Source organism: Rhodococcus sp. LB1 (genome assembly GCF_001583455.1).
Taxonomy (GTDB): Bacteria; Actinomycetota; Actinomycetes; order Mycobacteriales; family Mycobacteriaceae; genus Rhodococcus_F; species Rhodococcus_F opacus.
In genome coordinates this window covers 1-13,612 of record NZ_LTCZ01000142.1, presented here as the reverse complement: position 1 = coordinate 13,612, position 13,612 = coordinate 1, and the positions used below count along the sequence as shown (strand labels likewise).

Here is a 13,612-nt window from a genome sequence, read left to right as displayed (position 1 = left end):
GGCTGCCCGGGCAGCCCGGTGATGGTGCAGGATCCGGCCTCCGCCTGGATGAGCAGGTCGTAGGCGCGTTTGTGGTCGAGCGGTCCGCCGCGCCCGTACCCGGAGATGTCGACGATGATCAGGCGGGGGTACCGCCGGGCCAGCTCGTCGACTCCGAGGCCGAGCCGGTCCAATGCGCCCGGAGCGAGGTTGCTGACGATCACATCCGCCCGGGTCAGCAGATCACCGAGGAGATCGTGGTCGGCCGGGTCCTTCAGGTCCAGTGCAACGGACTGTTTGCCGTGGTTGAGCCAGACGAAGTGGGCGGCCAGCCCGCGTACGGTCCCGTCGTAGTGACGGGTCGAGTCCCCGAATCCGGGTTGCTCGATCTTGATCACCCGGGCACCCAGGTCGGCCAGGTGCCGGGTACACAGCGGCGCCGCGATCGCCTGTTCGAGCCCCAGCACGGTCACCCCGTCCAGCGGCCCGCTCACGTGAACCTCGGCTCACGCTTGTCGCGGTGCGAGGCCACACCTTCGGCAACATCCGGACCACCGAACCCGTAGAACTCGAAACCCAGCGAGGCGTCGAAGATCGGCATCGCCTGCCGGTACCAGTTGTTCAACGCGTGCTTGGTGAACCGCAACGCGCCGCGCGACCCGCGCGCAAGGTTCTCCGCGATCTCCAGGGCACGATCCTGCACCTTCTCGTCGTCCACACACACCGAGACCATCCCGATCCGCTCCGCCTCCTCACCGGTGAGCACCTCATTGGTGAGCAGGTGATACTTCGCCTTCGCCATCCCGCACAGCAACGGCCAGCAGAGCGCGGCATGATCACCGGCAGCCACCCCGATCCGCACGTGCCCGTCGACGATCTTCGCTCGCCGACCGGCCACCGACACATCCGCCAGCAACGCGGCGACCAATCCGGCACCGACGGCCGGCCCGTTGATTGCCGACACGATCGGGGCCGGGCATTCGATGATGTTGCGGACCAGATCTCGCGCCTCGTGCATGACACGGGTGCGGGTGTCGAAGTCCTTGACCATCGCGTCGATGAGGTCGAAGCTGCCGCCGGCCGAGAAGGCCCGGTCGCCGGCACCCCGGATCAGCACCGCCCGCACCGACTCGTCCCGGGCGATCGCAGCCCACACCTCGGCCAACTCCCGGTGCATGTCCGCCCCGACCGCGTGCAGGTCCGGCCCGTCGAGCACGATCCGCAGCAACCCGTCCGAGGGTCGGTCGATCGCCAACGTCGGGAACCCGTCATACGTCTTCACTGCTGTACCCCTACTTCCTCGAGGAGATTGTTCGTCTGGAGGTCGGGAGCCGACCAGGCATCGATCAGACCCGCGGCCGCGACCTGTTCGGTTTGCGGCACCGACGGTGTGCGGGCGGGGGTGCGGCTCAGCCGAGGCGCTGGCGCCGGCTGCAGAACTCCGCCGACCCGCTGGTACAGCCCCCGCTCGGCGTTGTGTGGGTGCTCCGCAGCCTCGTCGAAGCTCAGAACCGGACTCACGCAGGCGTCGGTGCCGGCGTAGATGGACTCCCACTCGTCCCGCGTCCGCCCAGCGATGACCGCCGCGATCAGCTCCCACAAGTGGGGCCACCGCGCGCGGTCACCCTGGTCGGGCCAGTGGGCGGTCTCGACGCCGAGGCCGGCGAGGAACTCCTGGTAGAAGTCGGGTTCGAGCGCACCGACAGCGAGATAACGGCCGTCCGCGCACCGGTAGGTGTCGTAGAACGGTGCTCCGGAGTCGATCCAGTTCGTGCCCGGCTCATCGGAGAACAGTCCCGCCGCCCGCAGTCCCTGCAGCTTGGCGGTCAACAGGGCGACCCCGTCGACCATGGCGACGTCGATGACCTGCCCATGCCCGGACTTCGTCGCCTCCAGTAGGGCGCATACGATCCCGAACGCCCCGATGGCTCCGCCGCCCGCGTAGTCGCCGAGGAGGTTGATCGGGGGACGAGGGCGTTCACCGTGCCGTGCCAAGGCGTGCAAGGCACCGGATTGGGCGACATAGTTGATGTCGTGCCCCGCCTCCTGTGCACGTGGGCCCGACTGCCCGTAGCCGGTCAATCGTGCGTAGACGATCGCCGGGTTGTGTCCGAGCACCACCTCGGGCCCCAGACCCAGCCTCTCGGCCACGCCAGGGCGGTAGCCCTCGATGAAGACTTCGGCGGCCGCAGCGAGCCGCAGGACGGTATCCACGCCGCGCGGGTCCTTGAGGTCGAGAGCTGTGGTCTCGACGCCGCGGTTGGCCACGTCGCACTCCTCGCGCAGCCCTTCGGTCTGCGCGAGCGCCCGCGCCGCCCGATGAGTCGGCCGTACCACGCGCACCACGTGTGCGCCCATGTCGGCCAACAACATCGATACGTACGGCACCGGGCCCATGCCGGACAACACCAGCACCCGGGTGCCGTCGAGGGGTCCGCTCATATCGCTCACTTCCTGAGTTCTCGTGGATGCCGCCGGCCGCGGGTTGAGTTCGCCGCGGCCGGCGGCCGGGCCCGCGGTCCCCTGTCGGATCAGTAGGACCTCGGGAGTCGGTTATCAGTAGGAACGGGGAAGCCCCAGCACCTGCTGCGAGATGTAGTTGCGGACCATTTCCTGCGAGAACGGGGCGTTGCGCAGCAGCCGCACCTCCCGCCACAGCCGCTCGATGTGGTACTCCTTCGCGTACGCGTAGCCGCCGAAGGTGGAGAAGGCCCGGTCGCAGGCCTCGAAGCCCGCCTCGGCACCGAGGTATTTGGCCGCGGCCGCCTCGGCGCCGCAGGGCTGCTGGGCATCGAACAGATCGGCCGCCTTCATTGCCATGCCTTCGGCGGCCTCGAGCCGGATCCACGAATCGGCCAGGGGATGTGCAACGGCCTGGTTCTTGCCGATCGGGCGGTCGAAAACGATCCTCTCGTTGGCGTAGTTCGTCGCCAGGTCGAGAGCGGCGCGGCCCAGGCCGATGCCCTCCATCGCGACGCAGATGCGCTCAGGATTCAAGCCGTCGAGCAGGTAGTAGAAGCCCTTGTCGACTTCTCCGACCACCTCGTGGTCGGCCACCTCGAGGTTGTCGATGAAGAGTTCGTTGGTGTCGATCGCGGCGCGGCCGAGTTTGTCGATCTCGCGGATCGTGATCCGTTCGGGGTCCATGTTCGCGAAGAACAGGGTCATGCCGTGCAGCGGCTTGTCGTCGCGCCGCGGGGATGTGCGCGCGAGCAGGAGGATGCGCTGCGCGTTCTTGGCGTTGGTGATGAACACCTTCTGGCCGTTGATCACCCAGCCGCCGTCGACCTTGGTGGCCTTGGTCTTGATCCGCGAAGTGTCGACGCCGGCGGTCGGCTCGGTGACGCCGAACGCCATGAGCATCTCACCACTGGCGAGCTTCGGCAGGTACTCGCGCTTCATCTCTTCGGAGCCGTACCGCACGATCGGCGCCGGAGGGAAGACGTAGAAGTGGACTGCCGAGCCACCGCTCATGCCGGCGCCCGATGCAGAGATCTCGCCCATCATCACGGCGGCCTCTTTCAGGCCCAGCCCGATACCGCCATACTCTTCCGGGATCATCGCGCCCAGCCAGCCGCCCGCGGCGAAGGCCTTCACGAAGTCCCATGGGTACTCGTGCTTGTTGTCCTTGTCGAGCCAGTAGTTGTTGTCGAACTTGCGGGCCAGCGCGCGGGTCGCCTCGCGAACGACTTCGACGTTGCTCTGGTCGGTCTCACTCATCAGTTGTCCTTTTCTATGAACCTGTGGATACGGGGATGTCTTCGACGGGTGTCGCCGGGTCGAGTGACGACATGTCCCCCACCGGGTCCCCGAGGAACCGCGCCCGGATGGCGCGGCGCATGATCTTCCCGTTCTTCGTCTTCGGCAGCGTCGCAACCGTGTAGACGGTCGGAGCGAACGATTTGCCGGCGTTCCGCAGAGCCGTCGCCCGCAGATCATCGAGATCGACACCGCCCTCGCGCACCACGGCGAACGCGACGGCCCGCTGCCCCCGAAGCTCGTCCGGAACCCCGATGACCGCGACCTCCCCGATCCGCGGATCCCGCAGCAGCGCCGCCTCGATCTCCGCCGGACCCACCCGACGACCCGACAGCTTGATCGTGTCATCGGACCGGCCGTGGATCCGCCACACCCCGTCCGCGTCGACGCTGGCGAGGTCACCATGCACCCACACGTCATCCCAACGCTCCCAATACGTTTCGAGGTACCGGTCACGGTCCTGCCAGAAACCGTGGGTCATGCCCGGGAACGTGTTCCGGACAGCGAGCTCCCCCACCTCGTCGACGAGGGGTGCACCGTCCTCCCCGAGCACGGCGGCGTCGACACCGGGCAACGCCCCGTTGAACGCCGCAGCGGCCGAGGGCAGGAACGGGTACCCGATCAGGATGCCGCCGCCGACCTCGGTGCCACCGCTGTAATTGATGATCGGCCGGCGCGACCGCCCGACCTCCTGAAACAACCACCACCAGGTCGGCTCGTCCCACGCCTCCCCGGTGGAGACGAACGAACGCAGCGTCGCCATCTCACGCACCGCCCCGCCCCCGCCCGCCATCAACGCCCGGGCCGCCGTCGGGGCGATCCCCTGCACGGTGACACCGTTGCGTTCGACGATCTCCCACATCCGATCCGCGGCCGGGTACGTGGGCAGACCCTCGACCATCACGATCGTGGCGCCGAGCTGCAACGGCCCGGTCATCAACAGCGGTCCCACCAGCCACCCGAGATCGGTGATCCAGGAAACCACATCGTCGGCATGGACATCGAAACCGTAGGCGAAGTCCACCGCCGCCTTCACCCCGAAACCGCCGTGCGAGTGCACAATGCCCTTCGGTCGGCCCGTCGTCCCGGACGTGTACACGATGGTCAGCGGGTCATTCGCCTCGGTCGGCGCGGTCTGCACCGGTGCCGGGTTCGGGTCCAGGGCGTCGAAGTAGACATCGCGCCCCGCGCGCATCGCCACATCGGTACCGAGGTGACGGAGAACGACGACGGTGCGGACCGACGGCGCCGATTCGAGCGCCTGATCCGCGGTCTCCTTCATCGGCACCGGCTTGCCGCGCCGCGTCGTGCCGTCCGCCGTGATCAGCATGACCGCCTCGGAATCCTGCAGCCGGGTGGCCAGCGCATCCGGCGCGTATCCAGTGAAAGTGGGCACCGAGATCGCTCCGATCATCGCGATCGCCAGAAACGCCACCACCGCCTCCGGGACCGCGGGGACGAACAGCACCACCCGATCCCCGCGCGCCACGCCGAGCTGGGTCAGGTTCGCCGCGAACCGCCGCACCGCACGGTCCAGTTCGGCGTAGGTCAACGTGCGCCGTTGACCGCTGTCCCCCTCGTAGACCACCGCCGTCTTGTCCACGAGTTGGCCGACAGCGTGCCGGTGCGCGCACAGGTTCGCAACATTGACGTGCCCGCCGGGAAACCACCGCGGGAACGGCTTGCCGCCGGACTCGTCACGAACCCGATCGAACGGTGCATCGAACGTGATCTGCAGATCCTCGACGACATTTCGCCAGAACAGCTCCGGATCATCGATCGCGGACCGGTTCAACCCGTCGATGTCCTCGTGTCCCCAGCGCCGCATTGCCGACAGCAACCGACTGCGCTCGACAACCGTCTCACTCGGCATCCACGCATACCGCTGCGCGGTCTCGTCCTGCTGACTCTTCGTCATACCCGTTCCTCCTCGACGCGTGCGACCGGTTACGCGCTGACCGATTCCGCCGCCGTGCGCTTGAGCATCAGTCCGGCGCGACGGCACTCGCACACGACCTCGTCCCGCTGGTTGATGCCGTAATGACGGAACTGAACGATGCCGGAGTCGTTACGGCTCTTCGACTCCCGCTTCTCGAGGATCTCGGTGCGCACCCGGATGGTGTCACCATGGAACACCGGCTTGGGGAACTTGACGTCCTCGTAGCCGAGGTTGCCCAAGGTGGTGCCCTGCGTGGTCTCGGGCACCGAGATACCCGAAACCAGACCGAGGATGAACAGGCTGTTGACCAGACGCTGCCCGTAGATCGAACCCTTGCTGTACTCCGCGTCCAAATGCAACGGCGCCAGGTTCAACGTCATCGTGCTGAACAGGATGTTGTCCGTCTCCGTCACGGTACGACGGGTCGGGTGGTCGATCACGGCACCCGGCTCGAATTCTTCAAAGTACAGACCGGACATGGGAAGTCCTTTCGATTCGGCGGCATCCCGCCTCGAGGTGTTCACTTTCTACGCATGTTACACAATATATTGTGCGTAGCAATACCCCAGTGCTTACTTCCAGAGGTCGCCACCCAACCGTCAGAGCGCCCGCCGACCCCGACAACTTGGAGAGACACACCTACTCACAGAGGGTGTTTGCCGCGACGTGCTCCGCACACGGGTCGGGGCAAGCCGCAGTGAACCTACCCAATGGATCCGTGTAGCCGACGCTTCGTGAATGCGCGAGGCTCGGAAAGCCTACGAGCGCTCCACCTCGATCGGACCACCCATCGGAGAGCAACCCATTTCGTCGCGGCTCGGTCCGGCCGATCTGACGTGTGACCACGACTCGCCTGCGCAAGGCAATCGTGCTCAGTCCGCCGACCGCCACCGCTGGGCCGTGAATGACGGACGGCGATGTCGCCGCCGGTCCCGGTGGCTGTTTACCGACACACCGCCAGCGACTCGAGCCACGGCAATGTGCCCCTTGGCACGGGGACGCAACCGCGTCCCGGAACTACGTCATCGGACCCGACGGGCGCGGCGCAACCCCTATGAGGTTGACTGCAGGAGAGACCGCGCCGCCCGTGTTCCTCGCGTGCGAGTCTCCGCTCTTGCTACTTCGCGGGTGTCCCGTCGCTCCACATTCCCTGCTCTTCGAGCTTCGCGATCAGGTAGTCCGCGCTCGTAGCGATGTGTTTCTTCATTGTCGACCGGGCGGCGCGGGTATTTCCGCTCCGCAGCGCCTCCACAAGGTGGGGATGGTCGTTCACGGTCGCGTCCACCTGCTGCTCGATCGTGGCGTAGAAGCGGTTCGGCAGGTGCTTGACCACCGACCCCAGCAAGAGGGCCAGCCGCTGCGAATCGGCGGCCAGGTTGATCTGACGATGGAACTCATGTCCGAGATCGGTGATGCGTCGGTTGTCGCCGGCCGCGACGGCTTCCTTGTTTTCGACCATGATCTCGTCGAGCCGTGCCAGCTGCTCAGGGCTGATGTTCGCGGCCGCCCGTGCGGCGAGCTCGCCGGCCAAGTGCGCCTGCACCCAGAACAGGTCGCGGATGTCTCGCCGTGTGAACGATGCGACCACGAATCCGCGTCGCGGAACCATCTGTACGAAGCCCTCGCTTCGCAGCAACTGCATTCCCTCTCGCACCGGGGTGTTGCTGACTCCGACGGCCTCACAGATCGGTTCCATACGGAGGAATTCGCCGGGCTTGACCTCTCCGGAGAAGATGCGCTCACGTACGTAGCTGGCCACCTGCTCGGGCAACCCCTGCTGCCGATTGGCGTTGCGCCCGCCGAACGCGCGTGCGTCCACCGTCATCGTGAGCCCCCTGTCCGGGTCTTCATAGTCCGTTCGAGAATACGCTACTTCCCGCATCATATTCGATGTCTGACTGGCACCCCGCACCTCGCGTCTCCCCCACCTCGCACCTACCTGCGCACGCACCGCGGCCGCTGCCGGCAACGCTGGCAACGCTGGCAACGCTGGCAAATCGACACCATGATGCGTAATATATGATTCTAGCGAACGGTGGCACCCCTCCGCGCCAGTGCAGTCGCCGTCGAACTTGCGCAGCCTTCTGAGAGCCAGAGGATATCGATGATCCAGAAACCTTTGCAGCACATACGAATACTAGAGATCGGAGGTTACATAGCAGCCCCGTACAGCACCTCGATCCTGTGCGCACTGGGCGCCGAGGTCGTGAAGGTCGAGAAGCCACACACAGGAGACGACTTCAGGCGCAACCTCGACCATCGCAGCCCCTACTTCGTCCAGTACAACGCCGGGAAGAAGAGCCTCGCGGTCGACATCAAGCGGCCCGAGGGCGTGGACCTCGTCCGGGCCCTCCTGCCGAAATTCGACGTTCTGATCGAGAACATCCGCCCCGGCAAACTCGCGGCACTCGGGCTGGGTCCTGATGACTGCCGGGCCGCCAACCAAGATCTCGTCTACACATCCGTCACCGGATTCGGCAACGGCGGCCCCATGGTCGACCGCGCTGCATACGACACGATCGGACAGGCACTGGGGGGGATGTACGCCGTGATGGGAGACGCCGGCGAACCGCAACTGTCCGGTACCTGCATCGCCGATCTGATCACCGGATTCGTCGGTGCAACGGGTATCCTCGCCGCACTCGTCGCCAGGGCGGAGACAGGGTCTGCAGCACGAATCGAGACCTCGATGCTCGAGGCGGTCAGTGCGCTCACCGTCGACGCGCTGACTCAGATGTACGACGACGAGGGTACCGATCCGCACCGGCAGTCGCGCCATCCCCAGGCCCAGAATTTCTGCCTCCATACCGCGTCCGATGGCGTGATCGCCATCCACCTGTCGTCATCACAGAAATTCTGGCGCTCACTCGCGGAGGCCATGGAACGACCCGACCTACTCGACGATCCACGTTTCTCGAACTACCCGGCTCGGGTTGTGCACTATTCGGAACTCGCCGCAGTAGTGCAGGCCGCGTTCCGCACCCGAACCGCGGAGCAGTGGGAGAAGATCCTGACCGATGCGGATGTCCCGTTTGCGCCCGTACTCGGGATGTCCGAGTTCGCTGCGCACCCGCAGACCGCGTTCCTCGAACTCCTCGAGCCGCAGGACGAAGGTCCGGCGTTGCTCCGCTCACCCTGGCGATTCGATGGGGCACGCCCGCGCCGCACGGGCTCCACGCCACGCGTGGGCGAACACACCCGCACCGTCGCCGCCGAGGTGTACGACGAGTCGACGATCGACGGGCTGCTCCGCGACGGCGTGCTGTATGCACCGTAGGCCCCGCCCCGATGCCCCAATGGCCCAGGACTCTGGAAGGCGCACCCGATGAAGCCGCAGAACGCCAGGACCACGAGACGGCAACTCCCCGACGAAGTTGCCTCACACATTCGCACAATGATCATGTCCGGGCAGGTGCGAGCCGGCGACTTCCTCCGCATCGAGCCGCTCGCCCTAGCCTTCGGAGTCAGTGCGACGCCCGTGCGCGAAGGACTACTGACTCTGCGAAACGAGGGATTCGTCGAGTCGGTCCCTCGACGTGGCTTCGTGGTGGCACCGTTCACGAAGCAAGACGTACGCGACCTATTTTGGGCACAAGCCCAACTGGCTGGGGAACTTGCCTCACGAGCCGCCAGGAGCATCACCAGTCACCAAATCGACGAGCTCGAGACCATTCTCGAACAGATCCTGGACGCGGTAGCCCGGGGCGATGACGACGAAATCGCCTCCTTGGGCCATGCCTTTCACCACAAAATCAGAATCTCCGCGAACTCACCGCGGCTTGCGCGACTGTTGGATTCGGTGGTCACGAACCTACCGAACCGGCTGTATGCCGCCGTCGAAGGCCGAATTTGGACAACACACAAGGACCACCATCTCCTGCTTGACGCCTTGAGAAAACGTGCCCCCGAGAAGGCCAAGACCCTCATGGAGACACACATCCTGGACGGAGCCGACCACCTGATTGCTGAACTCGAACGACGTGGCTTCTGGGCCCGTGCCGAAGCTGAAGGGTCTGATCATGGAGGCGACGCACCTCCGACGGCGTGATCTACGACGACGCACGATTGTCGCAGGCGGGGCGAGCATTCCTCGACACACTCACGACCTGAAGGTCGTCGAGCACGGCGACGAACGCCGCAGCCGCGGGAGGGAGCGGATCCGGCCGCCGAACTATCCCGATCTCGCGGACCACCGGAGGCACGAGCGAACGGACCACCACGCCGGGCAGTTCCCGCTCGGCGACTCCGCGCGGGAGCAGGGTTGCCCCGGCGCCCTGCACCACCAGCGCCCAGACCGCCTGGCGGTGCGCGCATTCGACCGCGATGTTGTTCACCGACAGCAGTGGACGCAAACCGATCTCGACGATCATCGGGATGTCGCCGAGCAGGTCGACGGGCACCGGGTCGGGCAGTTCGATCGCGAGGTCGGCGTGCAGTGCGAGCACGATCTCCTGTTCCCCCAACACCCGCGACTCGAGCCCCTGCTCGTCGACGGGCAGTGCGGTGAGCCCGATATCGCACTCCCCGGACCGGACCGCCCTGCCCACGCCGTCGGGAACGTCCGCTGACACCGCGGACAGCACCACCTGCGGGAAGCGGCGATGAAACTCACCGGCGAGGAGCGGAAGTGGCTCCGCGGCCAGTGAATTGAGAACCGAGATGGTGAGGGTGCCGGACCGTAGCTCGGTGACGTCGTCGACGACGGCTCGGGCCCGCTCGACATCCGCGAGAACCCGGCGCGCCGCCTCCGCGAACGAGACTCCCGCCGCGGTGATGCGCAACTCCCGCCCCGTGCGTTCGAACAGTTCGACGCCGAGATCACGCTCGAGAGTGCGGATCGCCTGCGACAGCGACGGCTGCGCGATGAACAGCGCCCGCGCCGCCTTCGTGACGCTGCCATGATCGGCCACGGCGACGAGGTACTCGGCGTCCCGGATGTCCACTACTGGAGTCTAGCGGCCACGCAGTTCGCCGAGGCCACGGCCGGTCGTCGAGTGTCGCGACCTAGACGACCTGCCGCCCGTTCACGCGGAGCCGGTTCCAGTCGTCGATGTCGTGATTGACGCACACTGTCGTATTCGGTTGGCTGCGCAGCAACTTCAACTTCTTCAGTGATTCGATCGCGTCGGCGGTGTCGGAGTCGGCCGGCATGCCGACGCAACAGCTGATGTTGTCCTGGATGTGCGCGACGTCGCCGGACAGGACCAGCGTGCTCCCGTCCGGCAGGCGGAGCTGCAGCCCGAGTGAACCCGGTGTGTGCCCGGGCATCGACAGCACGACGACACTGCCGTCCCCGAACATGTCGTGGTCGTATCCGGCGGGCACCTCCATCCAGTCGATCCGATCGGCCGCGTCGAGATCCTCCTGACGGAAGAAGGCCGTGACGTGGTTGTCGGGCGTGCGCGCGTACCGGAGCTCCCCGGATCCGATGTATCCCTGCGCCCCGGCGAAATGCTCCAGGCCGCCGGTGTGATCGAAGTGGAGATGCGAGATCACCACCCGTTTCACGTCGGCCGTGCCGAATCCGAGCGACTCGAGTTGGCGGTCGAGTGCGCGTTCCGCAGGGAATTCGATGGTGAAAATCTCCGCGAGCGGGCCGTACGTGGAGGCGGGATCGCCGGCACCGGCGAGACCGGTGTCGAAGAGGAGCAATCCGTGCTCCGGGTGCTCGATCAGGAACGAGGGCGCGGGCAGGCACACCAGCTCGCCGCCCGCGCCCAAGATCATGATGCTCTTGTCGACCTTCAGCATGGGTGCGTCGAGCGCCCACAGGTGCTTGATGGTGCCGGAGCTGGTCAAGTCGTGCCTCCTCGGGACCGGAAGGGAAGAGTCGCGCTCACCGGGTGAGCTACGCCACGCATGATATACAAAGCACCGCGCATCACAAGAGTTTTATATATTCTGTACGATGCACTCACAGGCTGTGGCGCGATCGGTCACAGAACCACTCGGAGGTAGCAGATGACGCCGACTACCGGTGTTCAGGCATTGAAAGAACTCATCGAGCCGGAACGACTGCTGATCGACGGTTCGTGGGTGCCCGCGGCCGAGGGTGCGTCGTTCCCGGCGATCGATCCCGGTACCGGAGAGCAGGTGGCCCGGGTGGCCGAAGGCTCCGAGGCCGACGTCGACGCCGCGGTGTCCGCCGCCCGCCGCTCCTTCGGCGAGGGGCGGTGGCTGCGATTGTCGGGCCAGCAACGGTCGGTGATCCTGTGGCGCATCGCCGAGACGCTCGAGAGCAGGGTCGACGAACTCGCCGCGCTGGAGAGCATGGACGCGGGCATGCCGGTCTCGCAGGCGCGCCTCATGATCGGCGAGGCGGTCAACCAGTTCCGGTACTTCGCCGGCTGGGCCGACAAGGTCGAGGGGAAGAGCGTCGAGATCGGCCCCGCCGACATGCGTTTCCAGGGATACACCCGCAAGGAAGCGGTCGGTGTGGCCGCACTGATCGTGCCGTGGAACGCGCCGATCGTCGCGATCGCGCAGAAACTGGCGCCCGCGCTCGCCGCCGGGTGCTCGTGTGTGCTCAAACCGTCGGAGGAGGCGTCACTGACCGCGCTGGCCGTGGGCCGGCTGGTCCTCGACGCGGGACTGCCGCCCGGCGTCGTCAACGTCGTCACCGGATTCGGGCCGCGGGTCGGCGCTCCGCTCGCCGCGCACCCCGGCGTCGACAAGGTGAGCTTCACCGGGTCGACCCAGGTCGGCAGGCAGATCGTGCAGGCCGCCGCGGGCAACCTCAAGAAGGTCTCGCTCGAACTCGGCGGCAAGTCGGCGATGATCGTGCTGCCGGATGCGGACCTCGAGACCGTGATCCCCGGCGTCGGGATCGGGATCTTCTGGAATTCCGGCCAGATCTGCACGTCCGGCTCCCGGCTGTTCGTCCACCGCGACATCGCCGACGAGGTGGCCGACGGGGTCGCCGAGTTCAGCCGAAACCTGAAGGTCGGTTACGGCGCCGACCCGGACGCCGACCTGGGGCCCCTCATCTCGCAGCGCCACCTCGACCGGGTGAACGGATACGTCGAGGGTGGGATCGCGGCCGGGGCCCGGGTCGTGGCCGGCGGCAAGCGAATCGGCGACAAGGGCTACTTCTACGAGCCGACCGTGGTGGTCGACGCCGACCCCTCGATGGCGATGATCCGCGAAGAGATCTTCGGTCCGGTGCTCGGCGTCATGAAGTTCACCGACATCGACGCTGCCGTCGCCGCCGCCAACGACACCGAGTACGGCCTCGCCGGCAGCGTCTGGACGCGGGACGTCGCCCGCGCCCATTCGATCGCTCATCGGCTGCGGGCGAGCCGGATCGGCATCAACGTCCACCGGGCGGGCGGTGTGCAGATGCCGGTCGGCGGTTACAAGCAGTCCGGCTGGGGCCGCGAGAACGGTGCCGAGGCGCTGGCCGAATACCTCGAGACGAAGTCCGTGGTCACCCGGCTCTCCGACTGACCCCAGAACATCCCATCCACCGACCCAAGGAGAAGCATGAGAACCCGCGGCGCAGTCATCCGGCAGATCCCCGGCGAACTCGAGGTCGTCGACCTCGAACTGGAGGATCCCCGCGAAGACGAGGTGCAGGTCAAGCTNNGACCACCACGTCACCGGGGACATTCCGGTCGGCATGTACCCGTTCGCCCTCGGCCACGAGGGCGCCGGCATCGTCACGAAGGCCTCCCCCAACTACAAGGGCATCGAGGTCGGCGACCACGTCGTCTTCTCCGCGATCCCGTCCTGCGGCCACTGCCGCTGGTGTTCGAGCAATCTGCAGAGTCTGTGCAATCTCGCCGCCGGCATCCTCGCCGGACCGCGCTGGACGGACGGCACGTTCCGGGTGCACACGACGGACGGGACGCCGGTCGGTCAGATGTGCGGGATCTCGACCTTCCTCGAGACCACGACGGTCTCCATCAACTCGGTGGTCAAGATCGACAAGGACAT

General features: G+C 66.4%; 13 protein-coding genes. 4 read left to right on the top strand and 9 right to left on the bottom strand.

All coding sequences use genetic code 11. The features are described from left to right. The 7 genes from AZG88_RS20535 to AZG88_RS20505 all read right to left on the bottom strand — a co-directional run. On the bottom strand, positions 1–473 hold a 473-nt coding region (locus AZG88_RS20535), incomplete at its 3' end, for a CoA transferase (RefSeq protein WP_197487885.1). Beyond that, the gene (locus tag AZG88_RS20530) at positions 470–1,261 is read right to left on the bottom strand and encodes an enoyl-CoA hydratase/isomerase family protein (protein ID WP_061045683.1); all 792 of its coding nucleotides are present in this window, start codon (positions 1,259–1,261) and stop codon (positions 470–472) included. The genes AZG88_RS20530 and AZG88_RS20535, both read right to left, overlap by 4 nt. Next, entirely contained in the window at positions 1,258–2,421 is a 1,164-nt protein-coding gene (locus AZG88_RS20525) for a CaiB/BaiF CoA transferase family protein (protein ID WP_061045682.1), read from the bottom strand. Before AZG88_RS20525 ends, AZG88_RS20530 begins: the two co-directional genes overlap by 4 nt. A gap of 114 nt (positions 2,422–2,535) precedes the next feature. Further along, entirely contained in the window at positions 2,536–3,699 is a 1,164-nt protein-coding gene (locus AZG88_RS20520) for an acyl-CoA dehydrogenase family protein (RefSeq protein ID WP_061045681.1), read from the bottom strand. A gap of 13 nt (positions 3,700–3,712) precedes the next feature. Continuing rightward, a complete protein-coding gene (locus AZG88_RS20515) occupies positions 3,713–5,656 on the bottom strand; it encodes an AMP-binding protein (protein WP_061045680.1) in 1,944 nt (647 codons plus the stop codon). 29 nt (positions 5,657–5,685) lie between these two features. Then, complete coding sequence (locus tag AZG88_RS20510; protein ID WP_061045679.1) at positions 5,686–6,156, bottom strand: MaoC family dehydratase; 471 nt, start codon at positions 6,154–6,156, stop codon at positions 5,686–5,688. A 638-nt stretch (positions 6,157–6,794) separates the two neighbouring features. Further along, on the bottom strand, positions 6,795–7,502 hold the full coding sequence (locus tag AZG88_RS20505; protein WP_061045678.1) for a GntR family transcriptional regulator: 708 nt from the start codon (positions 7,500–7,502) through the stop codon (positions 6,795–6,797). Positions 7,503–7,781: 279 nt separating this feature from the next. Here AZG88_RS20505 and AZG88_RS20500 point away from each other — a divergent pair, with 279 nt between their 5' ends. Then, positions 7,782–8,954: a CaiB/BaiF CoA transferase family protein gene (locus AZG88_RS20500; protein ID WP_061045677.1), complete on the top strand. Its 1,173-nt coding sequence runs from the start codon at positions 7,782–7,784 to the stop codon at positions 8,952–8,954. A gap of 48 nt (positions 8,955–9,002) precedes the next feature. Continuing rightward, positions 9,003–9,725, top strand: coding sequence for a GntR family transcriptional regulator (locus tag AZG88_RS20495; RefSeq protein ID WP_073366909.1), 723 nt, complete (start codon positions 9,003–9,005; stop codon positions 9,723–9,725). Position 9,726: 1 nt separating this feature from the next. On the opposite strand, the gene AZG88_RS20490 is transcribed toward AZG88_RS20495, so the two are convergent. Next, positions 9,727–10,620 (bottom strand): LysR family transcriptional regulator, encoded by an 894-nt coding sequence (locus AZG88_RS20490; RefSeq protein WP_061045676.1) that lies wholly within the window; start codon positions 10,618–10,620, stop codon positions 9,727–9,729. Positions 10,621–10,681: 61 nt separating this feature from the next. Continuing rightward, a complete protein-coding gene (locus AZG88_RS20485) occupies positions 10,682–11,476 on the bottom strand; it encodes an N-acyl homoserine lactonase family protein (RefSeq protein WP_061045675.1) in 795 nt (264 codons plus the stop codon). 162 nt (positions 11,477–11,638) lie between these two features. Between AZG88_RS20485 and AZG88_RS20480 the strand changes: the two genes are divergently transcribed. Together AZG88_RS20480 and AZG88_RS20475 are read left to right on the top strand one after the other, a co-directional pair. Further along, positions 11,639–13,123 carry an aldehyde dehydrogenase family protein gene (locus AZG88_RS20480; protein ID WP_061045674.1) on the top strand — a complete coding sequence of 495 codons (1,485 nt, stop codon included), beginning with the start codon at positions 11,639–11,641 and terminating at the stop codon, positions 13,121–13,123. Between the two features lie 172 nt (positions 13,124–13,295). Next, positions 13,296–13,612, top strand: a 317-nt coding sequence (locus AZG88_RS20475) for an alcohol dehydrogenase catalytic domain-containing protein (protein WP_231914108.1), incomplete at its 3' end; no start/stop codon positions are given.